This window comes from Xanthomonas sp. 60 (assembly GCF_011761925.1).
The window spans coordinates 36,178-57,351 of sequence record NZ_JAASQW010000002.1; the positions used below are offsets into that span (position 1 = coordinate 36,178).

Sequence of the window (21,174 nt, forward strand, 5' to 3'; positions counted from 1 at the left end):
GGCGCGCCGCGGCCGCGCCCTCAGGGCGAGGCCGCCGGATCGGCCAGCAGATGCTTCAGCCCGTGGATGAAACCGCGCGGCGCCACGCTGAGATGGTCCTCGTCCGGCAGCACGTCCAACTGCAGCTGCAGCGACGGGTAGCCCCGCGAGTGCAGCGCCTCAGTCATCGTCCGCGCATCGGTCACCATGTCCGCCTGCTTGCCGAAACGGCGCTGCTCGTACTCGCCCACGTACATATACACGCGCGCAGGAAGGTCGGCATGGTCGCTGGCATAGGCTTTCTCCACGCCCAGCATGTGCCGCTTGCCGTACCAGTAGGACGGGCTGCCCAGCACGTAGCCGGCGAACAGGCCTGGCTCGGTGAACAGGATCTGCGTGCCCAGCAGCGCGCCGTAGGAATGCCCTAGGAAGAGGCGGCGGCGCTCATCGCTGCGGTAGCGTGCGGCCACGAACGGCAGCACCTGGTCGCGCAGGTAGCCGGCGTAGGCGCCGCCGCCGCCATGCACCGCCCCGGCGGGTCCCTCTCCGGCGGCCAAGGGGATCGGCGTGTAATCGCGGCGGCGGCTGGTCATGCCGTCCTCGCCCAGCGCATAGGACAGGCCGACGAGGATGAACTCCTCCACCGCCGGACCCTCGCCGTTCAGGCGCCGCGCGATCTGCCGGACCAGTGGAAACGCGTAGTCGGCGTCAGTGACGTACAGCACCGGATAGCGACGCTGCGGATTGTCCGCGTAGGAGGCAGGCAGCGCAACGAACACCTGGTAATCACGGCCGGACGCCGGATCGGCCACGTTCCAGACTTCACTGCCGACCACTTCGTAAGGCGCGCCGTTGCCGCGCTGTCCGCCCGTCGCCGTGGCCATGGGCGGCGACGGCGCGTGCGCGGATGAAGCCACCGGCGCGCCGGCCACCTGCACGGCGTGCGCGGCTTCGTGCGCTGGCGCGCACCCCTGCAGCAGCAAAAGCAGTGCCGTTCCCAGGGTCCATGGGCGGCAGGTCATGTATCCCTTCAAGCGTGCATTCCTTTCAACACCAGAGCGGCCCCGGATGATGCCATGCACGACCGGGGCGGCGCTTGCCTGCACGCAAAAGAAAACCCGGCCGAGGCCGGGTTTCCAGTGAACGTGCATTACCGCAGCGCGATCAGTCGCCCTGCTGTTTCTGCATGTGCTCCCAGCGTTCCTGCGCGTCGATGGTGCGCTCGGCGGTCAGGCGTGCCTCGAGGCGGTCCAGGCCGATTTCTTCACCGGTATCCACGCAGTAGCCGTAGTCACCGCCGTCGAGCCGCTTGAGCGTGCTGTCGATCTTGCCGATCAGCTTGCGGTAGCGGTCGCGGGTACGCAGCTCCAGTGAGTTTTCGGTCTCACGGGTCGCGCGCTCGGCCTCATCGCCGATGTCACGCACTTCCTCGCGCAGGTTCTCGATGGTCTGCTTGGATTCCTCCACCAGGTCGGCCCGCCAGTCCTGCAGGCGCTGGCGGAAATACTCCAGCTGCAGCGGGCTCATGTATTCCTCATCCGCCGCCGGCTTGTAGCCTTCAGGCAGGATCGGGCGGCCGGTGGCTTCGTCGGTCTTGTAATCAACGACCTTGTACTTGCTGCGCGGCGCGGGCGCGGTCGAGCGCGCGGTGACGGCCACGGCGACCTTGCCAACAGGACGCGGGGGGGTCTTCGGGGCGGATTCGTTTTTCACTGGGGTCTTTGCAGTCGATTTCGAAACAGGCACGGGATTCTTGATTTGCGGGGCCGGGGTGGCAACGGTCTTTTCCGACTTCGGCGCAGGCGCCGAGGAGGAAGAGGTCGCCGCGTCCGCGGCCGGGACAGACTTGGCCGGAGCCGGCTTGGCCGGTTTCGGTGCGGACTTCACGACAGCCACCGCGGCCGGACGGGCCACAGCGGACTGCTTGCTGCTGGACGCTGCCGGGACGGAACCGGCGGCAGCCTTGGAAACAGGTTTCTTCGCAGGCGGCGCGGTCTTGGCCTTGGGCGTCGACGCTGACTTCTGCACGTTGTTGTTGCGGGTGGCCGACGTTGCCGGTGACGGCTTCTTCGCAGGTGCTGCCTTGGCGGCGGCAACCTTTTTCACTGCCGCAGACCTGGCCACGGGCGTCTTCCTGCCTGGCGCGGCCTTGGCAACGGCTGCCTTTTTCACCGGCGTGGTCTTCGCGGCAGTGGACTTCGAAGCAGCCGCCTTCGAGGCAGTGGCTCTTGAAGCGGGCGCTGCCTTGGCACCTGCCCCCTTTTTCGCTGGCGCCGCCTTCGAAACGGCCGCCTTCTTGACCGGCGATGCCTTGGACACCGCTGCCTTCTTCGCAGCACCCTTGCTCACGGCGCCCGCAGATGCGGGCCGGGCGGCCTTCCTGGCCGTCGCCTGACCTGCAGCCTTCTTAGCCGCCGGCTTGGGCGCCGCGCGTGACACGGTCTTCGCGGCCTTCTTGGTTGCAACAGGCCTGGCGGTTTTCTTGACGGCCTTGGCCGCCTTCTTCGCAGATTTTTTAGCAGCCACGAAACGCTCTTCCTTGGATTCACCGGGGCCCGGAAAGGCGGGCCTTTATAGCCTACCCTGCATGCAGCAGCAACCTCGTGACAGGATGCTCACCAGGCCCGTACTGCGTTGGCCCGACGGCATACCGGACGCGGTCCGCCAGCCGTGTGGCAGGGAACCTGGCCGGTGGCGGAAGCCTCCGGCATGGCGGTCGTGCGGGGCGCAACCGACAGCCAACGCCCCATCCTGCGTCAAATGTCCTTCGCTGCCAACCTGTCCACGTCCAGCACCCGGGATGAATGCGCCGAAGGGGACGGCCGGCCTGGCCGTTTCACCCCAAACCACGGGTGACGTTTTACTATGACGCGGTGATTTCCCGCCTGCTCATCGCCCTGCTGCGCTTCTACAAGCGCTTCATCAGCCCTCTGCTGGGGCCGCGCTGCCGTTTCCATCCAAGCTGCTCGGAATACGCCATGCAGGCCATTTCCCGTCACGGAACCCTGCGCGGAGGCTGGCTGGCGACCCGGCGCCTCGGCCGCTGCCACCCGTTCCACCCCGGCGGGCTGGATCCGGTCCCGGACGATCTGCACTCCTCTTCTTGCCGCTGCACAGGAAAACATTGACATGTCATCGACCCTGATCACCAACGCCCGCCTGGTCAACGAGGGCCGCGTCGTGGAAGCGGACCTGCGCATCGAGGACGGCCGCATCGCGCGCATCGACGCCGGTCTGTCCGCCCGCGAAGGCGAGCAGGTCGTCGACGCCGCAGGACGCTGGCTGCTGCCCGGCATGATCGATGACCAGGTGCACTTCCGCGAACCCGGGCTGACCCACAAGGGCGACATCGCCACCGAATCGGCGGCCGCCGTGGCCGGTGGCCTGACCACCTTCATGGACATGCCCAATACCAACCCGCCCACGCTCAACGCCGACGCGCTGCAGGCCAAGTACGATGCCGCCGCAGGCCGGGCGCGCGCCAACTATGGCTTCTACATGGGCGCGAGCAATGACAATCTGGAGCACATCCAGCGCCTGGACCCGAAAACCGCGCCCGGCATCAAGGTGTTCATGGGCGCTTCGACCGGGAACATGCTGGTCGACAATCCGGAAACCCTGGACGCCATTTTCCGCGACGCGCCGACCCCGATCATCACGCACTGCGAAGACACGCCGATGATCGACGCGCTGATGAAGCAGTATCAGGCGCAGTACGGCGATACCCTCAGCGCGGAGCAGCACCCTGACATCCGTTCACGCGAGGCCTGCCTCAAATCCTCGCAGCTGGCCGTCTCGCTGGCACGCAAGCACGGCACGCGCCTGCACGTGCTGCACATCTCCACCGCCGACGAACTGGCACTGTTCGAACGCGGACCGCTGATCCGCGCCGACGGCAGCCGGAAGCTGATCACCGCAGAGACCTGCATCCACTTCCTGCGCTTTGACCGCACCGATTACGCCCGGCTGGGCAATCTGATCAAGTGCAATCCGGCGATCAAGGACGTGGCCGATCGCCAGGCCCTGACGGCCGCGCTGGTGGAGGACATCATCGATGTTCTCGCCACCGACCACGCGCCGCATACCTGGGAAGAGAAGCAGAAGCCGTACGCGCAGGCACCGTCGGGCCTGCCGCTGGTGCAGTACGCGCTGACCGCCGCCCTCGAACTGGTGCATGAGGGCAAGCTGGACATCGCCCGGGTGGTGCAGAAGTTCGCCCACGCACCGGCGCAGTTGTTCGACGTCGCCGAGCGCGGATTCCTGCGCGAGGGCTACTTCGCCGACCTGGTGCTGGTGGACGACAAGCCGTTTACCGTCAAGCGTGAGGACGTGCTTTCCAAGTGCGGCTGGTCGCCGTTCGAAGGCATGACGTTCCAGTCGCGCATCGCCTCGACCTGGGTCAACGGCCAGCTGGCGTGGGACGGCACCCATGTCGTCGGCGCGCCGGCCGGACAGCGCCTGGGCTTCAATCGCTGATGCGCGCGGTAGTACTGGGGGCGCTGTTGGCATGCGCATTGCCGACGTTGTGGATGCTGCCGGCGACGCCGGCGGCGGCGCAGGCGGACGACACGCGCGTGGTGTTCCCCGCGCGTGCCTCGCAGGGCGCGATGGTGATCGGCAAGGTGCCCGCCGGCAGCACCGTGCGCTATACAGGCCGCACCTTGCGCGTGAGCGGCTATGGCAGCGTGGTGTTCGGCGTGGGCCGTGATGAGAAGGGACCGCTGCAGGTGGACGTTTCCCGTGCTGACGGCACGCGCGAAACCGTGGCCATCGTGGTGACGCCGCGTGACTGGCCCGTCGAGCGGGTCAACGGCGTGCCGCCGAAGACCGTCAATCCCCCGCCCGCGATCGCCGAACGGATCAAGCGCGAACAGGCGCAGGTCACCGCGGCACGCGCACGCGACGACAACCGTGCGGACTTCGCCCAGGCCTTCGTGTGGCCGGTGCAGGGCCGCATCAGCGGACGTTTCGGCAACGCGCGCGTGTACAACGGGCAGCCCGGCGCCGGCCATTCCGGCATGGACATCGCGGTGCCCACCGGCACGCCGGTGAAAGCGCCGGCGGCAGGCGTGGTGACCTTTGCCGCGCCGGACCTGTATCTCACCGGGGGCACTTTGCTGCTCGACCACGGCTTCGGCATGAGCTCGAACTTCCTCCACCTCTCGCGCATCGACGTCAAGGTCGGCGACCGCGTGGAACAGGGCCAGGTGATCGCCGCGGCAGGGGCTACCGGTCGCGCGACCGGTCCGCACCTGCACTGGGGAATGAACTGGTTCGATACGCGGATCGACCCGTTGCTCGTGCTGGAACGGGACGCGTCCAGCCGGTAGTGCCGGGCGCCGCCCGGCCTGGTCGCCGGCCTCAGGGGCCGCGTGCCGCCCACCATACGCGCAGCAGCGTGCGTACCGGCGTGGCCTCGATCGGCACGCCCGCCGCGACCGCCGCCAGGCGCGCACGCGCCAGCGTCGACCACACCCGTCGCGGTCGCGGGCCGGGCACGCGAGCCGGCCATGCGCGCAGCAGTTCAGCCGCCCAACGCTGTACCGGATCGCCGTCAGCAGCATCCAGCAGGCTGCGCGGCACAGCCGCCACACCGGCCTCGTACAGGCGCTGGGCCAGCGTCTGCAGCCGGACCGCATCGTCCGCGCCCGCCCGCGGCGCACCATTGAACAGCGCCACCTCAACCGCCGCCACGGCCTCGGCATAATCTTTCAGGGCACGGTGGGCGGCGGCTGGATCCTGGGCGGCGCCACGCGCCTCCGCCAGCGCCGGCAGCGCCTGCGCCAGCTGCGCCCACGGGGCGCGCACCGGCTCCAGCAGGCGACCCAGCGGATGCCGCGACCGGCGTGCCTCCCAGCTGCGCAGTTCCTCGCCCCACCAGGCCAGCTTGGCGTTGGCCGGCAGGGGATCACCGCTTGCGTTGAGCATGTCATCGAATTCCTGCAGCAGCGCAAACCAGGCCGCCACGCGGGCGCGCTCCGGTTCGGCGATGAACGGCTCGGCCACCGACCATTCCGGCCAGCGGGTCCGCCATTTGTCCAGGAAACTGTCCAACGCACTGCTGTTCACTACATCGTCCTCAGTTCAGAACCGGCGCCGCCGGCAGTGCCGGCCAGAACGCCGGATCGAGCAGATCCTGCGGCAGCTGCGCGCTGGCCTCGGCGCGCCACGCCGACGGATCGTCATGCTGCAGCCGGTAGCCCCACAATGCCGCGACGGAGGGCATGCCGGCCGCGCGCGCGGCCAAGATGTCGCGCTCGTCGTCGCCAACGTACACGCACTGCCCCGGCGCCACGCCGAGCACCTGCGCGGCATGCAGCAGCGGCAGCGGATGCGGCTTGCGCTCGGCCAGCGTGTCGCCGCCGACCAGTACAGCGCAACGGTGCTGCCAGCCGTGCTGGGGCAGGATCAGCTGCGCAAGATGGTGCGGCTTGTTGGTGACGATGCCCCAGCGGGCGCCATCGGCCTCGATCACCTCCAGCATCGCCGCCACGCCGTCGAACAGCGTCGCGCGGGTGCCTATCAGGGTTTCGTAGCGCTCCAGGAACTCCGGCACCAAAGCGTCCCGCGCCACCTCGTCAAGCTCTGGAAAAGCCACCGAAAGCATCGCACGCGAACCTTTCGACACCACCGGCCGCAGTGTGCCGGGCGCCACGGCGGGCCGCCCGCGTTCGGCGCACATGGCCGCCAGGGTAGCGAGGAAATCCGGCGCACTGTCCAGCAGCGTGCCGTCCAGGTCGAACAGCGCTACGCGGGGAAAATGCTGGCACGTCACGCCGAGGGACTTTGTACGGCCAGCGTGGCATGCGCCAGGTAGTTGATGTCGGTGCGGCGGCTCAGGCGCGCACGGTTGCGCCATGGCTCGTAGGCCATGCCGCTGACATCCTGCAGCTGCAGGCCCGCTTCGCGCAGCCAGCGCGAAAGCTCGGCCGGCTTGATGAATTCCTGGTAGTGGTGGGTGCCCTTGGGCAGCAGCCGCGCCACATACTCGGCACCCACGATGGCCACTGCGAACGCGGCCGGAGTGCGGTTGATCGTGGACAGGAACAGCTGGCCGTCGGGCTTGAGCAGCGTGCGGCAGGCGGCGATGATCGCGGACGGATCAGGCACGTGTTCCAGCATTTCCATGCAGGTGACCACATCGAAGCTGTGCGGCTGCTCGGCGGCAAGGTCTTCGGCAGCCTGCACGCGGTAATCGACGCTCACGCCGGTTTCCAGCGCATGCAGGCGCGCCACCTTGACCAGCTCGGGCGCCAGGTCGATCGCGGTGACGTCCGCGCCGGCCTGGGCCAGCGCTTCGCTCAGCAGTCCGCCACCACAGCCGATGTCGAGCACGCGCAGGCCGCGCAGCGGCGCACGGTCGGCCACGTACTGCAGGCGCACGGGATTGAGTGCGTGCAAGGGACGCTGCGGGCCGTCGACGTCCCACCAGCGGTTGGCGAGGGCAGCGAACTTGTCCAGCTCGGACTGGTCGAAATTCGAGGAAGCGTGGGGAGCATTCATGGCAGGGTCCTTGCAGCGCGCCAGGCGCGCCGGTAAGTCGTTCGGATGCGGATGTCAGGCACGGACGTGGCGGATGCGATCGCGCCACTGGCGGGCATTGGCGATGATGCCCGGCAGGTCCATGCCGACCAGCTCGCGCTGGACGAGCCGGGGCTGCCCGGCGATCCACACATCGGTGACCTGCTGCCGGCCCGTTGCATAGACCAGTTGAGAGAGCACGTTGTGCAGCGGCTGGGTCTCCAGCGCGGACAGGTCCACGCAGATCATGTCGGCCTGCTTGCCCGGTTCGAGCGACCCGATGCGCTCGCCGAACCCCAGCGCGCGGGCGCCCCCGAGGGTGGCCGCCCGCAGCGTGGTGGGTGCATCGAGGGCAGTCGCATCGTCGGACACGGCCTTGGCCAGGATCGCGGCCGTGCGGTTCTCGCTGAACATGTCCAGATCGTTGTTGCTGGCGCAGCCATCGGTGCCGATCGCCAGGTTGACCCCGGCGCGCTGCAGCGCGCAGGCCGGGCAGAAGCCCGAGGCCAGCTTGAGGTTGGACTCCGGGCAATGCACCACGCTGACGCCGCGCTCGGCGCAGAGGTGGATTTCGGCCTCGGTCAGCTGGGTCATGTGCACGGCGATCAGGCGGTCATTGACCAGCCCAAGGCGATCCAGGCGCGCCAGCGGACGCTGCCCGTGCAGGCTCAGCGAATCACGGACTTCCTGCGCCGTCTCATGCGTGTGCAGGTGCACCTGCATGTCCAGCTGGTCGGACAGCATGCGCACGCGCTCGAAATTGGCATCGTTGACCGTGTAGGGCGCATGCGGCGCGAACGCGGTACCGATCAGCGGATCGTTGCGCCATTGATCATGCAGGTCACCGGCCTTGGCAAAATATTCATCGTCACTCTTCGCCCAGGCGGTGGGGAAATCGATGATCACCGCGCCCACCAGCGCGCGGAAACCGTGCTTCTTGTAGACCGCCGCCTGCACGTCGCCGAAGAAATAGTTTTCGTTGGCGCAGGTGGTGCCGCCACGCAGCATCTCGGCGATCGCCAGCGTGGTGCCGTCGGCCACGAACTCGGGCCCGATCACCGCCGCTTCCACCGGCCAGATATGCTGTTGCAGCCATGTCATCAGTGGCAGGTCATCGGCCACGCCACGCAGCAGCGTCATCGGGTTGTGCGTATGCGCATTGACCAGGCCGGGCATCAGCGCAGCGTCCGGGCGGCTGACCACCTGGGCCGGCGCAAAGCGCGCGCGGGCTTCGGCGCGCGGCAGCACGGCGATGATCTCGCTGCCACGCACCGCGACGGCATGGTCTTCCAGCACCACCGCATGCGGCTCGATCGGGACCACGTAACCGGCTTCGATCAGCAGATCGCAGGCTTCGGGGAGGTTCACGCTATCGCTCATGCGGGCTCACTGCTAGGGGGGGAAGGACCGTGCGCAGCCCTGGCTGCGGCCTGGCGACGGGTCGCCGGTCGGACGGCTGCCGCCGAGCTCTGGGAGCGCCAGCGCGAACGCGCTGGCGCGCACCCGGGTTACTTGACGCGCGCGGAATACTCGCCCGAACGCGTATCGACCTTGATGATCTCGTCCTGGTTGACGAACAGCGGCACGCGGACCACCGCGCCGGTCTCCAGCGTGGCCGGCTTGCCGCCGCCGCCGGAGGTGTCACCGCGCACGCCCGGATCGGTCTCGGCGATCTTCAGTTCGACGAAGTTCGGCGGCTGCACGAAGATCGGCGCGCCGTTCCACAGGGTCACGATGCACGACTCCTCACCCTTGAGCCACTTCTCGGCCCCGCCCATGCCGGCCTTGTCGGCCTGCACCTGCTCGAAGGTTTCCGGATCCATGAAATGCCAGTACTCGCCATCGCTGTACATGTAGTTCATGTTGGTGTCGACCACGTCGGCCACTTCGACGTCGTCGGTCGCCTTCATGGTCATTTCAACCGTGCGGCCCGACTTGATGAAGCGGTAGCGCACGCGGGTGAAGGCCTGGCCCTTGCCGGGCTTGATGAACTCGGTCTCGGAGATGACAGCCGGTTCATTGTTGACCAGGATCTTCATCCCGTTCTTGACATCGTTCATGCCCGCAGTGGCCATGCTCAAACTCCTGAAATGGCGAAACCGCCGTCTGTGCGGCGAGCCGGATAGAATGGAAAACCCACCGGCGGCCGGTGGGCACTGTTTTTCTGTCCCCATGATAACCGCAGGCCCCCTGTCCATGCAGCTTTCCGCCTCTCCCCGCCCCGTCGCCACGCGCTGGCAGCAGCTGTGGCGGCAAGCGCTGCGCGATCCGCGGGAGCTGCTGCAGCGGCTGGGACTGGATCCGGCCACGATGGCCCTGTCCGACGCGGCGCTGGCCCAGTTCGCCCTGCGCGTACCGGAAGGCTTCGTGGCCCGCATGCGGCACGGCGACCCGCACGACCCGCTGCTGCGCCAGGTGTTGCCGATCGACGATGAAATGCAGCGCGTGGCAGGGTTCAGCCTGGATGCGGTGGGCGATGGCGCGGCGAAGAAAGCCACCGGCGTGATCCAGAAATACAAGGGGCGTGCCCTGCTGGTGGCCACGGGCAGCTGTGCGATCAACTGCCGGTACTGCTTCCGCCGCCACTTCGACTACGGCACCGAAAACGCGGCCAAAGGGAGCTGGACGGAAACCGTGCAGGCCATCGCCGGGGATCCGAGCCTGGACGAGGTGATCCTTTCGGGCGGCGACCCACTCTCGTTGGCCACGCACAAGCTGGTGGAGCTGACCGACGCGCTGCGCGGCATCGCGCACATCCGTCGCCTGCGCATCCATACCCGCCTGCCGGTGGTGTTGCCCGAGCGGGTGGATGATGAGCTGATCGACTGGCTGGCCAGCCTGCCCTGGCCCCTGGCGATCGTGGTGCACGCCAACCATGCCAACGAGTTCGACGGCAGCGTGGATGACGCCATGGCGCGCCTGCGGGGCACCGGCGCGCAGCTGCTGAACCAGGCGGTGCTCCTGCGTGGGGTGAACGACAGCGTCCAAGCGCTGGCTGCGCTGAGCGAGCGCAGCTTCGCCGCCGGCGTGCTGCCGTACTACCTGCACCAGATCGACCGGGTCGAGGGCGTGGCCCACTTCGAAGTGGATGACGCGCGCGCCAGGGCGCTGGTGGCCCAGCTGACCGCGCGCCTGTCCGGCTACCTGGTGCCCAGACTCGTCCGCGAACTCCCCGGCGACCCCAGCAAACGGCCCCTCTGACGCCAGGACGGATCGAGGCAATCACGACACCTTGGTACCGCTCGCGCCGGGTTCCCTTCCCTCGCTCCTTTCACTGGAGCATCTGGACGATGGCGGTGGCGGTGACCGGGCGGCTCAGCCAGTAGCCCTGGCCAAGGTCGCACCCGCGCTGGGCCAGCAGGTCGAACTGCACTTCCTGCTCGATGCCCTCGGCCACCACCGTGATGCCCAGCGCGTGGGCCATCGCGATGATCGCCGTGGTCAGCGCCAGATCGTCCGGGTCGCGCTGCATGTCGGCCACGAAACTCTTGTCGATCTTCACACCGTCCACCGGCACCTGGCGCAGGTGGCTGAGCCCGGAGAAACCGGTCCCGAAGTCGTCCAGCCACACCTTCACGCCGGTCCGGTGCAGCTTGTCCAACAGCTGCGCGGCAACCATCTCATCGCCGATCACCGCGGTCTCGGTCAGCTCGATGTGCAGGCGCGAGGCCGGCAGGCCGGTGTCCTGCAGGCACTGCGCCACCAGTTCGGGCAGCTCGCCACCGCGCAGCTGGCGCGGGGAGACGTTCACCGAGACGAACAGGTGCTCGCCCTCCCGGCTCGCGGGCCACTGCGCGGCCTCCCTGCAGGCCGCACGCAGCACCTTGGGTCCGATCACTTCGATGAGCCCACTCTTTTCAGCCACTTCGATGAACACCGAAGGCGGAATGGTGCCCAGCGTGGGGTGCTGCCAGCGCAGCAGGGTCTCCACGCCGACCATGCGCCGGTCGCGCGTGCGGAAGATCGGCTGGTACGCCAGCCGCAGCTCACCGCGCTCCCAGGCACCGCGGAGCTCCTGCTCCATGTGCACGCGCCGTTCCACGGCATGGTCCATGGCCCGGCTGTAGTAGCGGTAGCAGTTCTTGCCCGCCATCTTGGCCTGGTACATGGCAATGTCGCCGTTCTTCAGCAGCGTGCTCGCATCGGCCGCGTCGTCGGGGAACAGCGTCACGCCGATCGAAGACCCCAGGAACAGCTCCTTGCCCTGCACGTTCAGCGGCTTGCCGAGGTCGTGCACCAGGCGTTCGGCCAGGGTGCGCGCCTGCGCCGGTACGTCGCCGGCACCTACCAGGATCACGAACTCGTCGCCACCGAACCGCGCCAGCAGCGCCTCTTCGCCACCGGCCTGCTGCACGGCGGCGCTGATGCGCTGGGCAAACTGCAGCAACGCCTCGTCACCGGCCTCGTGGCCCAGTGAATCGTTGACCCGCTTGAAGTCATCCATGTCAGCGAACAACAGTCCCAGTTGCCGCCCGGAAACACGCGCCGAAGCCAGCCGGTGGTCCAGTGCTTCACGGAAAGCCAGCCGATTGGTAAGGCCGGTCAACGCATCGGTATAGGCCATGCGGCGCACTTCGCGGTCGTGGCGGGCGATCGCATCGCGCATTCGCGCGAACTCGCGGACCAGTTCGCCCACTTCGTCATGCCGCAGGTTCTCGCGCACCGGCACGTGGTAATCGCCAGCCTCGATCTGACGCGCCGCCAGGGCCAGCCCGCGGATGGGCGCCACCAACGTGCGCTGCACGTAGATGATCACCATCGCACCGATCGCCACCAGCAGCCCCAGCATCAGCAGCAGCCACCCCAGGTGCCGCGTCGCCACCTGGTCCAGCCGCTGCGCCAGGGTCCTGCTGGCATCCGCTTCCAGGGCCTGCACTTCATCCAGTGCCATGCCCACGCGCACCCCGCCCAGGCGCTGGTCGCCGACCATCACCGGCATGCTGTTTTCGAGAACGCGGGGCGAGCGCTGCACTTTCAGCCCGGTCGCCGCCACGGCCGCAGCGGCCAGCGGATCGGACATCGGCCGACCATAGTCGGCGACCGATACCGAGCCGTCGTGGATGAGGTGCCCACGCGCATCGAACACCAGCACATAGCTGACCACGCGCTGCCGGGCGGCATTGCGGACCAGCGCGCCGATCTGCTCCATGTCGTTGTAGTAGAGGGGGTTGGCGAGCGCATCGGAAAGCTCCCGCGCCATGGCCTCGCCCCGGTTGTGCATGCTGCGGTCGAACAGCTCGTGGATCACCCCGCCACTGAGCTGGACGACCTCCCGCTGCATCGCCGCCTGGCGCCCGAGCAGGACCAGCAGGATGGCCACCACCACCAGCATCGCCCCTCCCATCGCCAGCACGAAACGCGCCTGCAGACCCGTACCCAGTCGCTTCATTCCACTTCCATCCGCACGCGCGCCAACCCTCGCCCCAGGTCATCCAGCCGTTTACGCATGCGCGCATCGACGCGATGGAAGCCGGAGGTTCCAAAAAATTTCCGCAACGGTTCGCGGGCCGCCGGGTCACTGGCCGCTTCAAGCAGCACCTGCTGCAGGCGCGCACGCACCCGGGGTTCCAGGTCACCGCGCACCAGCTCCACCGCGCGCGGGAAAGGTTCGCTGCGCAGGATCACCCGCAGGTCCCGCTTGAAGGCCGGGGGCACGCGGCGCTCGTCGCCCCAGTCCACGCTGCTCACCGCACCGGCGTCGACCAGTCCCTTGTGCACGAACGTGGCGATGTTGAGTTCGCTGCGGGCGAAGACATAGCCGACCGAATCGGCCGGCGGGATATCGTCCGGACTCTGCAGGATCTGCGGCGCCATGCCGTGCTGGAGCAGGGTCATCACCGGCACCAGGTAGGCGCTGGTGGAGGCCACGCTCTGCAGTGCCAGCGTATGCCCGCGCAGGTCGTCCAGGTGGCGGATCGGGCTGTCGCTGCGCACGAACACCACGCTGTGGTACTCACGCACGCCGCTGCGTTCGGTCAGCAGCAGGGGCTCGGCGTGCGCACGCTGGCCCAGGGCCACGGCGGTACCGGCTGTTTCTGTGACCCAGTCGACGCGTCCACGCCGCAGGTAGCTCGACATCTGCTGCACGTCACGCGCCATCAGGACCCGTCCCTCGCGGATCCCGACATCGCCCATGCGCGCCACCACGTAATCAAGAAGGGGCTGCAGCTGGGCGTGATGGGCCCGGGGATCGTCGCTGATCCGCCCCAGCACCAGGACATGGCGTGGGGAAACGGCCGGGGGGCTGCCGGGAGGCGTCGCCGCCGCCGACGTACCTGCCGAAAGCAGGCACGCCAGGCTCAGCAGTCCCCACTGCATGCGTCCCAGCCAACCGGTCACGTGAATTCCCCTGCAAGACCGCGACAGATTACCTGAAAAAACGAGACTTTCGTCGGACTTTATTTCGGGCTGCCGGCGGCCAGCCGGGCCATCCGCTGGGCATCGGCAAGGATGCCCCGCAACAGTCGCACTTCCTGCTCGCTGGGCTCGGCGCGCAGGAACAACCGGCGCAGCTTGCGCATGGCCGAATCCGGTGCGCGCCCCTTGTGGAAGTCGATCTCATCGAGGGTGGCCCCGAGCTGACCGAAAAAGCTCTCCAGCTGCTCATGGCTGGCCGGGGCTTCATCCCCTGCGGGCGGCGCCGGGGCCGGCACCGCCGCGCCGCTGGCCAGCACCCGCATGCGGACCTCATAGGCCAGAACCTGCACAGCGGCAGCCAGGTTCAACGAGCTGAACGCAGGATCGGATGGAATGTGCACCGCCGCATGGCACAGCTGCAGCTCTTCATTGCTGAGGCCGGTGCGCTCGCGGCCGAAGACCAGCGCCACTTCCGCGCCTTCGGCGGCCTTGCCCACTACCCGCGCGGCGGCCTCGGCGGGCACGAACTCTTCCAGCTGCACGCGCCGGGCGCGGGCCGTGCAGCCGAGCACGAGCGTGCAGTCGGCCACCGCTTCGGCCAGCGTGGCCACGACCGGGGCCTGCCCGAGGACGTCCTCGGCCCCGGCCGAGCGGCGGAAGGCCTCTTCGTCGAGCGGTTTCTCCGGCGCCACCAGGACCAGCCGGGCCAGGCCCATGGTCTTCATCGCACGGGCGGCGGCGCCCATGTTGCCGGGGTGCTGGGTCCCGACCAGCACGAAACGGATGCGGGGAGTGATGCGGAGATCGGACATGAACACAGATGTCGAGCTGGACGGCCTGCAATGGTAAACTGTGCGGCCGGCCACTGCGCCGGACCTGCTCTTTTCCCCGCCCAATCCCCCCTCTGCCCTTCCGGGAGCTCACGCCATGCAGAAACCCGCCGTCACCGTCATGGTCAAGGCCGCCCGCCTCGCCGGCAACGTGTTGTTGCGCAACATCAACAAGCTCGAGGCACTCAACGTCGTGCAGAAGGGGCGCATGGACTACGCCAGCGAAGTCGATGCCGATGCGGAAAAGGTGATCATCAAGGAACTCAAGCGCGCCTACCCCGAGTACGGGATCATCGGCGAGGAAGGCGGCGTGCAGGGCGCCAACCGCCACATGTGGGTCATCGACCCGCTGGATGGCACCAGCAACTACCTGCGCGGCTTCCCGCACTACTGCGTGTCCATCGCGCTGGTTGAAAACGGCGAGCCGACCGATGCGGTCATCTTCGACCCGCTGCGCAATGAACTGTTCACGGCCAGCCGCGGTGCCGGTGCGGTCTTCAACGACCGCCGCATCCGCGTCACCGACCGCAAGGATCTGGACGGCACGATGATCCACACCGGCTTCGCCCCGCGCGAACGCGGCCGCGCCAGTGCGCAGCTCAAGGCCCTGGATACGCTGCTGGTGCAGGCCGAGGACGTGCGCCGTACCGGTTCGGCGGCCCTGGACCTGGCCTACGTGGCCTGCGGCCGCGCCGATGCCTACTTCGAGGCCGGCGTGAAGGCGTGGGACATCGCTGCCGGCGTGCTGCTGGTCCGCGAAGCCGGTGGCAAGGTCTGTGACTTCAAGGGGGCCACCCTGGGCCGCCTGGACAGCCGCGGCCCGGAGAACCACCAGGTGGTGGCCGGCAACCTGAAGGTGGCCGAATCACTGCAGAAGGTGCTGGTCAACACCGGCTACGCCGCCGAGTTCGACGCCAAGTTCTGAGTTCAGCGCGGGGGAGCTTCGGCCGCCCCGCTGTGAAGAACCCCGCCCCGGCGGGGTTTTTTCTTGCCTGATCCCCGGCTGCCAGGCGAGCGCAGCCCCTGGCAGTGCGTGCGGGACCAACCTTTCCTGCGGCTGGAACGAACCGCCCGGCCGTGCACGGCTGCGCACGGTTACCGCGCGGCGAGCAGAAACGCTGCGACCGCCTCAGACCACCGTGGACGCGCGCAGCGCGGCGATGCGCTCATCCAGCGGCGGATGGCTCAGGAACAGCTTCTTCGCCGTCGCCCCGGCAATGCCGAACGCCGCCACCTGGGTCGGCAGCGTGCTCTGGCCATGGTTGACCTTCAGCCGCTCCAGCGCCGCGATCATCTTCTGACGACCCGCCAGCTGCGCACCGCCTGCATCGGCGCGGAACTCGCGATGGCGCGAGAACCACATCGCGATCATCGTCGCGAAGATGCCGAACACCATTTCCAGCACGAACACGATCACGAAGTACGCAATGCCGCGTCCACCGCCCTCGCGGTTGCCCGACAGCGCGCTGTCGATGAAGCCACCGACGATGCGCGCCAGCACGATCACGAACGTGTTCAGCACACCCTGCAGCAGCGCCATCGTCACCATGTCACCGTTGGCAACGTGCGCGATCTCATGGCCGAGCACGGCCTCGGCTTCGTCTTCGCTCATGTGGTGCAGCAGTCCGGTGGAAACCGCCACCAGCGCGTTGTTGCGGTTGGCACCCGTGGCGAAGGCATTGATCTCCGGACCGTCATACACCGCCACTTCGGGCATGCCGATGCCAGCGGCCGTTGCCTGGCGCTGCACGGTCGCCAGCAGCCAGCGCTCGGTATCGTTGCGCGGCTGGGTGATCACCACCGCACCGGTGGAGCGCTTGGCCATCCACTTGGACAGCAGCAGGGAGATCAGCGACCCACCGAAGCCGAAGATCGCCGCCATCACCAGCAGGCCGCTCACGGACCGGGCGTCCACGCCGATCAGCGACATGACGATGCCTGCGAGGATGAGCACCGCAAGGTTGGTCACGAGGAACAGGGCTATGCGACTGAACATGGGACTTCTACGCTCGAAGAGGGGCAATGCACGCAATCTGCGGTGACTTCAGCTTGAATTCAAGCAGCAACCTGAAAGACGATTCAGCCAGCATGGCACCCACCGCTCACTACGGACGCTTCGCGCCCTCCCCCACCGGCCCCCTGCATGCCGGATCCTTGCTGGCTGCCTTCGGCAGCTGGCTGCACGCCCGTCACGGGGGCGCGGGCTGGCGCCTGCGCGTGGAGGATGTGGATCCGCCCCGCACGGTTGCCGGGGCCGCCGCTGCGCAGCTGCGCACGCTGCACCACGTCGGACTGCACGGCGACGGCGCGGTGATGTGGCAGAGCCAGCGCGGCCCGGCCTACCAGCAGGCCCTGGACACCCTGCTGCTGCGCGGCCACGCGTTCATCTGCCACTGCAGCCGCAGCGACCTGGCGGGCAACGGCGGCATCCATCACGCGTGCGTGGCACGCGCGCCACGCCCAGACCCTGCGGTGCGCTTCCGCGTGCCTCCCGGCACGCGCATCGCGTTCGACGATTCGGTGCGCGGCTCGCAATCGCAGGAGGTGCACGCGACCGTCGGCGATTTCGTGCTGCGCCGCGCCGATGGCTGCTGGGCGTACCAGCTGGCCGTGGTCGTGGACGATGCCGCACAGGGCGTGACCGAAGTGGTCCGCGGGGCCGATCTGCTGGACTCCACCGCGCGCCAGATCCTGCTGCAGCGTGCGCTCGGCCTGCCGGTGCCCCGCTACGCGCACCTGCCCCTGCTGCTCGGGGCCGACGGCGGCAAGCTGTCCAAATCCCAGGCCGCGCCGGCCGTGGCGAGCGCACGCCCCACGGCATTGCTGTGCGGCCTCTGGGGACTGCTGGGCCAGCCGCCACGCCTGCTGTCGCAGGCCATGCCCCTGCACGAACTGCTCGACGCGGCCGCCGCCGCCTTCGATCCTGCGCTCATTCCGCGCCAGGACATCCTGCTGCCCGACAGCGCACAGGACGCGCTGATGTTGCAGAATCCCCTACTCCCCCCTGATCTCGGAACCACAGCATGACTCCTCGCGTCGCACTGGTCACCGGCGGCACCGGCGGCATCGGCACCGCCATCTGCCAGCGCCTGGCCGGCCTGGGCCACAAGGTCGCCACCAACTACCGTGACGAGGCCAGGGCGCGCGCGTGGCAGCAGACCATGGCCGCACAGGGCGTGGACGTGGCGATCTTTCCCGGGGACGTGTCCGACAGCGGCAGCGCCGAGGCCCTGGTGCAGGCGGTGGAGGCGGCACTGGGGCCGGTGGAGATCCTGGTCAACAATGCCGGCATCACCCGCGACACCACGTTCCACCGCATGCGCGCCGAACAGTGGCATGAGGTGATCAACACCAACCTCAACTCGGTGTTCAACGTCACCCGCCCGGTCATCGAAGGCATGCGTCGGCGCGGATGGGGCCGGGTGATACAGATCAGCTCGATCAACGGCCTCAAAGGCCAGTACGGACAGGCCAACTACGCCGCAGCCAAGGCCGGCATGCACGGCTTCACCATTTCCCTGGCACGCGAGAATGCGGGTTTCGGCATCACCGTCAACACCATCTCGCCGGGTTACGTGGCCACCCACATGGTGATGGCGGTTCCGGAAGAAGTCCGCGCGAAAATCATCGCCGACATTCCCACCGGCCGCCTGGGCAAGCCGGAAGAGATCGCCTACGGCGTGTCCTTCCTGGTGGCCGAAGAGGCGGCCTGGATCACCGGCAGCAACCTGGACATCAACGGCGGCCACCACATGGGATGGTAATCCGCTCATGAAAATGCTGCGCAGCATGCCGATCCCTGCTGCGCAACACGATCAACGCGTAATTCCCTGTTTTGCAGAGGCTGTTGCGGTTGCAACTGCTGCTGCGCTGCGCCATGCTGCCCGCCTACGTTGACGAGTGATGGCTTCATGGCTGCGACCCGCATCATCAAGAAGTATCCGAACCGCCGGCTGTACGACACCGAGATTTCCAGCTACATCACGATAGAGGATGTCCGCCAGCTCATCCTGGACGGCGAGGACTTCGAAGTCCGCGATGCCAAGACCGGCAACGACCTGACCCGCTCGGTGCTGCTGCAGATCATCGCCGACCAGGAACAGGACGGCGAGCCGATGCTCTCCACACAGCTGCTGAGCCAGTTGATCCGCTTCTATGGCGATTCGCTGCAGGGCTTCATGGGCAACTACCTGGAGCGCAGCATGCAGGTCTTCCTCGACCAGCAGGCGCAGTTCCGCACGCAGATGGGCAACCTGCTCGGGCAGACGCCGTGGGCGATGATGAACCAGCTGACCGAGCGCAACATGGAGCTGTGGCAGGAGTTCCAGCGCAGCATGGGCACCGGCTTCGGCGGCCGCCCTGGCGGCATGGGCACCGGCACCGGCGGTGCGCCGGGTGCAGGACCGGGCGGTACCGCCGGCAGGTCCGGCACCAAGCCGCAGGAGCCGGCCAGCGGCGTTGGCGGCCGGAACCGCAACCGCTGAGGCGTGACCGGTCAACGCATTGCTGCACGATCGACGGCGCGCCCTGTGGTGCGCCGTTCTGCCATCACCGGCCAGGACGTTCCCTGGATGCGTCAACGCCGGGCGCGCACCCGCTCCACCTTGTAGCCCCTGGCGCGGAGTTTCTCCACCACGCCATCGCCTCCCAGCAGATGCAGCGCACCCACCACGACCAGTGTGCCCCCCTGCCCTTCGCGCAGGTAGGGTTCCAGGCGCGGCAGCCACGCGTCGTTGCGCTCGGTGTTGATGCGCCGGTACAACTGCGGATAGCGCGCCTTCATTTCACCGGCCATGCGGTTCCATAGCAGGACATCGTCGCCGCGGCGCCAGGCATCGTGCAGCGCGCGCGTTTCCGCATCGCCCTTCTCCGCCTGCTCCAGCGCCTCGGCCACCATCTGCTGCTGCTCGGTGGCAGACATGCCGGCAAGCAGCGCCACCTGGGTATCGATGTCTTCCAGCCCGATCACCGGTTTTCCTGCCGTTGCCGCGCGCTGCATGAAGTGCTGGTCCAGCCCCAGCTTCGCATCCAGCCCCAGCTTCTGCATCTGCGCGATGCTCACCGTCAGCCCGACGAACCACGGCCGCATGGTCTGCAGCTGGGCCAGCGGCGTGCCATTGGCCGTGGTCCAGGCCTGCAGGCGGCTCCAGGTGGGGGCGTCGAGGTCATCGCGCAGGCTGCTGCCGTCGGTGCGGACCGCGGCCTGGACCAGCTTGCCCGCAAGCGCGGGGGCGTTCATGTCGTCCGATGAGAGCTCGAACACGGTGCGACGGGACACCTCGAAGGCTTTCTCCGCTTCCGGCGCCAGCGGATAGTCCGTCGAGCGAAGCAGGTGGAACGAGCCCAGCAGATACATCTGCGCATCTCCCTTGCCGGTGACCTTCCACAGCAGCGGTACCGGTGGCGCGGCAGCCGTCGACGCAGAGACGGGGGCCGAAGGCGTGGCCGCGTGCGCAGGCGGCACGATACAGGTGCTGGCCAGCACGGTGGCGGTCAGCAGGAAACGCAGCAACAGGGACATGTTCACAGGGCTCCAGCAGGAGGATGGTAGGCCCGCTCACCGGCTTCCACGCGCAGGTCCAGGCGGTTTTCCGGCGGAGCCAGCGGACAGGTGGCGAACGGCGTGAACGCACACGGCGGGTTGTAGGCGTGATTGAAGTCCAGCAGCACGGTGCCGTCGCCGTCGGGCGCTTCGGCATCCAGATAACGCCCGGCCGGATAGCTGCCGTGGCCGCTGGTGCGGTCGGCGAAGATCAGAAACAGCGGTTGGCCGGGCGCGGCGATGGCCTCGAGGCGATAGCGCTGGCCGTCGTGCTCGAACGACACCGAACCGGCGTTGGGCATCGGCGTGGTCAAGCCGGTGATGTCGACGATCGGCAGGATACGGCCGGGCGGGTGCGGCTCGAATACCGCGCGCACCTGCCAGGCCGGTCCACCCGGCCAGTAGTCGATGCCGGCAAATCCACGACGCGAGGGCGCCTCGGCGTGCTTGACCCGCAGCGCGAACCGGGCCCCCCGCTGGATCAGGCTGAGCTGGCCCTTGCCCTGGTCGAAGGCGAGCAGCGTGGGCGATGCTTCGCGGTCTGAATGGAAGGCGATCCGGCCGTTCACCGCCGCGCCGTCATGGCTGACCCCGGCCCCGCGTTCGGGCACGAAGAACCAGCGCCCGCCCTGCCGGCTCAGCAGGCCAAGCTTGGCAGGTCCCACGCTCAGGCGGATGCCACTGTCGGCCCCGCTGCCGATGTAATGCGCGTTGTACTGCAGCCAGTGCAAACCGACCAATGTGGTCCAGCCGTCGGCGGCCGTAAGCGACTGGTAGCGCTGCATCCGCCACTGCTGCTGGGCGGCGGCGAACGCCGCGTCGCCGGCCGCCGGTCCTGCCGCAGTGTCCGGCACCGCCCTGCTGCAGGCCACGGCAAGCAGTGCCAGCAGCACCACCAGGCCTGTCTTCACCCTTCTCATCCCGAGTCCTGCTCCGTTTGCGTGA

Annotated in this window: 21 protein-coding genes; 8 read left to right on the forward strand and 13 right to left on the reverse strand. The window is 68.1% G+C overall.

Features of this window, described 5'->3' with window-relative positions; genetic code table 11:
• Window positions 1-20: 20 nt before the first annotated feature.
• Together FHY09_RS04050 and dksA are read right to left on the reverse strand one after the other, a co-directional pair.
• On the reverse strand, window positions 21-1,001 hold the full coding sequence (locus FHY09_RS04050) for an alpha/beta hydrolase-fold protein (protein WP_166924469.1): 981 nt from the start codon (window positions 999-1,001) through the stop codon (window positions 21-23).
• Between the two features lie 142 nt (window positions 1,002-1,143).
• The gene (gene dksA / locus FHY09_RS04055; RefSeq protein ID WP_166924471.1) at window positions 1,144-2,505 is read right to left on the reverse strand and encodes an RNA polymerase-binding protein DksA; all 1,362 of its coding nucleotides are present in this window, start codon (window positions 2,503-2,505) and stop codon (window positions 1,144-1,146) included.
• Between the two features lie 278 nt (window positions 2,506-2,783).
• Here dksA and yidD point away from each other — a divergent pair, with 278 nt between their 5' ends.
• The 3 genes from yidD to FHY09_RS04070 are packed head-to-tail and all read left to right on the forward strand — an operon-like array spanning window position 2,784 to window position 5,309.
• Entirely contained in the window at window positions 2,784-3,107 is a 324-nt protein-coding gene (yidD, locus tag FHY09_RS04060; protein WP_208407555.1) for a membrane protein insertion efficiency factor YidD, read from the forward strand.
• 1 nt (window position 3,108) lies between these two features.
• Window positions 3,109-4,455 (forward strand): dihydroorotase, encoded by a 1,347-nt coding sequence (locus FHY09_RS04065; RefSeq protein WP_166924472.1) that lies wholly within the window; start codon window positions 3,109-3,111, stop codon window positions 4,453-4,455.
• Window positions 4,455-5,309 carry a peptidoglycan DD-metalloendopeptidase family protein gene (locus tag FHY09_RS04070; RefSeq protein ID WP_166924473.1) on the forward strand — a complete coding sequence of 285 codons (855 nt, stop codon included), beginning with the start codon at window positions 4,455-4,457 and terminating at the stop codon, window positions 5,307-5,309. Before FHY09_RS04065 ends, FHY09_RS04070 begins: the two co-directional genes overlap by 1 nt.
• Window positions 5,310-5,340: 31 nt before the next feature.
• Here FHY09_RS04070 and FHY09_RS04075 read toward each other — a convergent pair whose 3' ends face one another.
• From FHY09_RS04075 to efp, 5 genes are all read right to left on the reverse strand, one after another.
• The gene (locus FHY09_RS04075) at window positions 5,341-6,048 is read right to left on the reverse strand and encodes a squalene/phytoene synthase family protein (RefSeq protein ID WP_166924474.1); all 708 of its coding nucleotides are present in this window, start codon (window positions 6,046-6,048) and stop codon (window positions 5,341-5,343) included.
• 10 nt (window positions 6,049-6,058) lie between these two features.
• Window positions 6,059-6,754, reverse strand: a complete 696-nt coding sequence (locus FHY09_RS04080; protein WP_456362704.1) for a phosphoglycolate phosphatase — start codon at window positions 6,752-6,754, stop codon at window positions 6,059-6,061.
• Entirely contained in the window at window positions 6,751-7,482 is a 732-nt protein-coding gene (ubiG, locus tag FHY09_RS04085) for a bifunctional 2-polyprenyl-6-hydroxyphenol methylase/3-demethylubiquinol 3-O-methyltransferase UbiG (protein WP_166924476.1), read from the reverse strand. The genes FHY09_RS04080 and ubiG overlap by 4 nt, the downstream gene beginning before the upstream one ends.
• 54 nt (window positions 7,483-7,536) lie before the next feature.
• Window positions 7,537-8,880, reverse strand: a complete 1,344-nt coding sequence (locus tag FHY09_RS04090) for a TRZ/ATZ family hydrolase (RefSeq protein WP_166924477.1) — start codon at window positions 8,878-8,880, stop codon at window positions 7,537-7,539.
• Between the two features lie 128 nt (window positions 8,881-9,008).
• Window positions 9,009-9,575 carry an elongation factor P gene (gene efp, locus FHY09_RS04095; RefSeq protein WP_166924478.1) on the reverse strand — a complete coding sequence of 189 codons (567 nt, stop codon included), beginning with the start codon at window positions 9,573-9,575 and terminating at the stop codon, window positions 9,009-9,011.
• A 97-nt stretch (window positions 9,576-9,672) separates the two neighbouring features.
• Here efp and epmB point away from each other — a divergent pair, with 97 nt between their 5' ends.
• Window positions 9,673-10,701, forward strand: coding sequence for an EF-P beta-lysylation protein EpmB (gene epmB / locus FHY09_RS04100; protein WP_166924479.1), 1,029 nt, complete (start codon window positions 9,673-9,675; stop codon window positions 10,699-10,701).
• Window positions 10,702-10,771: 70 nt separating this feature from the next.
• Here epmB and FHY09_RS04105 read toward each other — a convergent pair whose 3' ends face one another.
• From FHY09_RS04105 to FHY09_RS04115, 3 genes are all read right to left on the reverse strand, one after another.
• Complete coding sequence (locus FHY09_RS04105) at window positions 10,772-12,889, reverse strand: GGDEF domain-containing phosphodiesterase (RefSeq protein ID WP_166924480.1); 2,118 nt, start codon at window positions 12,887-12,889, stop codon at window positions 10,772-10,774.
• Window positions 12,886-13,818 (reverse strand): phosphate/phosphite/phosphonate ABC transporter substrate-binding protein, encoded by a 933-nt coding sequence (locus FHY09_RS04110; RefSeq protein WP_166925485.1) that lies wholly within the window; start codon window positions 13,816-13,818, stop codon window positions 12,886-12,888. The genes FHY09_RS04105 and FHY09_RS04110 overlap by 4 nt, the downstream gene beginning before the upstream one ends.
• 80 nt (window positions 13,819-13,898) lie before the next feature.
• Window positions 13,899-14,669: an RNA methyltransferase gene (locus FHY09_RS04115; RefSeq protein ID WP_166924481.1), complete on the reverse strand. Its 771-nt coding sequence runs from the start codon at window positions 14,667-14,669 to the stop codon at window positions 13,899-13,901.
• Between the two features lie 115 nt (window positions 14,670-14,784).
• Between FHY09_RS04115 and FHY09_RS04120 the strand changes: the two genes are divergently transcribed.
• Window positions 14,785-15,612: an inositol monophosphatase family protein gene (locus FHY09_RS04120; RefSeq protein WP_166924482.1), complete on the forward strand. Its 828-nt coding sequence runs from the start codon at window positions 14,785-14,787 to the stop codon at window positions 15,610-15,612.
• A gap of 204 nt (window positions 15,613-15,816) precedes the next feature.
• On the opposite strand, the gene htpX is transcribed toward FHY09_RS04120, so the two are convergent.
• Window positions 15,817-16,683: a protease HtpX gene (gene htpX, locus FHY09_RS04125; RefSeq protein WP_166924483.1), complete on the reverse strand. Its 867-nt coding sequence runs from the start codon at window positions 16,681-16,683 to the stop codon at window positions 15,817-15,819.
• A 92-nt stretch (window positions 16,684-16,775) separates the two neighbouring features.
• On the opposite strand from htpX, the gene gluQRS reads away from it, so the two are divergent.
• From gluQRS to phaR, 3 genes are all read left to right on the forward strand, one after another.
• On the forward strand, window positions 16,776-17,714 hold the full coding sequence (gene gluQRS, locus FHY09_RS04130) for a tRNA glutamyl-Q(34) synthetase GluQRS (RefSeq protein ID WP_166924484.1): 939 nt from the start codon (window positions 16,776-16,778) through the stop codon (window positions 17,712-17,714).
• Complete coding sequence (gene phbB / locus FHY09_RS04135; RefSeq protein ID WP_166924485.1) at window positions 17,711-18,451, forward strand: acetoacetyl-CoA reductase; 741 nt, start codon at window positions 17,711-17,713, stop codon at window positions 18,449-18,451. Before gluQRS ends, phbB begins: the two co-directional genes overlap by 4 nt.
• A 147-nt stretch (window positions 18,452-18,598) precedes the next feature.
• The gene (gene phaR / locus FHY09_RS04140) at window positions 18,599-19,171 is read left to right on the forward strand and encodes a polyhydroxyalkanoate synthesis repressor PhaR (RefSeq protein WP_166924486.1); all 573 of its coding nucleotides are present in this window, start codon (window positions 18,599-18,601) and stop codon (window positions 19,169-19,171) included.
• Between the two features lie 92 nt (window positions 19,172-19,263).
• On the opposite strand, the gene FHY09_RS04145 is transcribed toward phaR, so the two are convergent.
• Both FHY09_RS04145 and FHY09_RS04150 read right to left on the reverse strand, forming a co-directional pair.
• A complete protein-coding gene (locus FHY09_RS04145) occupies window positions 19,264-20,208 on the reverse strand; it encodes a TraB/GumN family protein (protein ID WP_456362705.1) in 945 nt (314 codons plus the stop codon).
• Between the two features lie 2 nt (window positions 20,209-20,210).
• Entirely contained in the window at window positions 20,211-21,149 is a 939-nt protein-coding gene (locus FHY09_RS04150; RefSeq protein WP_166924487.1) for a DUF1684 domain-containing protein, read from the reverse strand.
• Between the last annotated feature and the right edge of the window lie 25 nt (window positions 21,150-21,174).

Bases quoted from the DNA above. Each gene is read 5' to 3' on its own strand.
- FHY09_RS04050 (WP_166924469.1), bottom strand. From the start codon at position 1,001: ATGACCTGCCGCCCATGGACCCTGGGAACGGCACTGCTTTTGCTGCTG.
- yidD (WP_208407555.1), top strand. From the start codon at position 2,784: ATGCGCCGAAGGGGACGGCCGGCCTGGCCGTTTCACCCCAAACCACGG.
- FHY09_RS04065 (WP_166924472.1), top strand. From the start codon at position 3,109: ATGTCATCGACCCTGATCACCAACGCCCGCCTGGTCAACGAGGGCCGC.
- FHY09_RS04070 (WP_166924473.1), top strand. From the start codon at position 4,455: ATGCGCGCGGTAGTACTGGGGGCGCTGTTGGCATGCGCATTGCCGACG.
- ubiG (WP_166924476.1), bottom strand. From the start codon at position 7,482: ATGAATGCTCCCCACGCTTCCTCGAATTTCGACCAGTCCGAGCTGGAC.
- FHY09_RS04090 (WP_166924477.1), bottom strand. From the start codon at position 8,880: ATGAGCGATAGCGTGAACCTCCCCGAAGCCTGCGATCTGCTGATCGAA.
- efp (WP_166924478.1), bottom strand. From the start codon at position 9,575: ATGGCCACTGCGGGCATGAACGATGTCAAGAACGGGATGAAGATCCTG.
- epmB (WP_166924479.1), top strand. From the start codon at position 9,673: ATGATAACCGCAGGCCCCCTGTCCATGCAGCTTTCCGCCTCTCCCCGC.
- FHY09_RS04105 (WP_166924480.1), bottom strand. From the start codon at position 12,889: ATGAAGCGACTGGGTACGGGTCTGCAGGCGCGTTTCGTGCTGGCGATG.
- FHY09_RS04110 (WP_166925485.1), bottom strand. From the start codon at position 13,818: ATGCAGTGGGGACTGCTGAGCCTGGCGTGCCTGCTTTCGGCAGGTACG.
- FHY09_RS04115 (WP_166924481.1), bottom strand. From the start codon at position 14,669: ATGTCCGATCTCCGCATCACTCCCCGCATCCGTTTCGTGCTGGTCGGG.
- FHY09_RS04120 (WP_166924482.1), top strand. From the start codon at position 14,785: ATGCAGAAACCCGCCGTCACCGTCATGGTCAAGGCCGCCCGCCTCGCC.
- htpX (WP_166924483.1), bottom strand. From the start codon at position 16,683: ATGTTCAGTCGCATAGCCCTGTTCCTCGTGACCAACCTTGCGGTGCTC.
- gluQRS (WP_166924484.1), top strand. From the start codon at position 16,776: ATGGCACCCACCGCTCACTACGGACGCTTCGCGCCCTCCCCCACCGGC.
- phbB (WP_166924485.1), top strand. From the start codon at position 17,711: ATGACTCCTCGCGTCGCACTGGTCACCGGCGGCACCGGCGGCATCGGC.
- phaR (WP_166924486.1), top strand. From the start codon at position 18,599: ATGGCTGCGACCCGCATCATCAAGAAGTATCCGAACCGCCGGCTGTAC.
- FHY09_RS04145 (WP_456362705.1), bottom strand. From the start codon at position 20,208: ATGTCCCTGTTGCTGCGTTTCCTGCTGACCGCCACCGTGCTGGCCAGC.
- FHY09_RS04150 (WP_166924487.1), bottom strand. From the start codon at position 21,149: ATGAGAAGGGTGAAGACAGGCCTGGTGGTGCTGCTGGCACTGCTTGCC.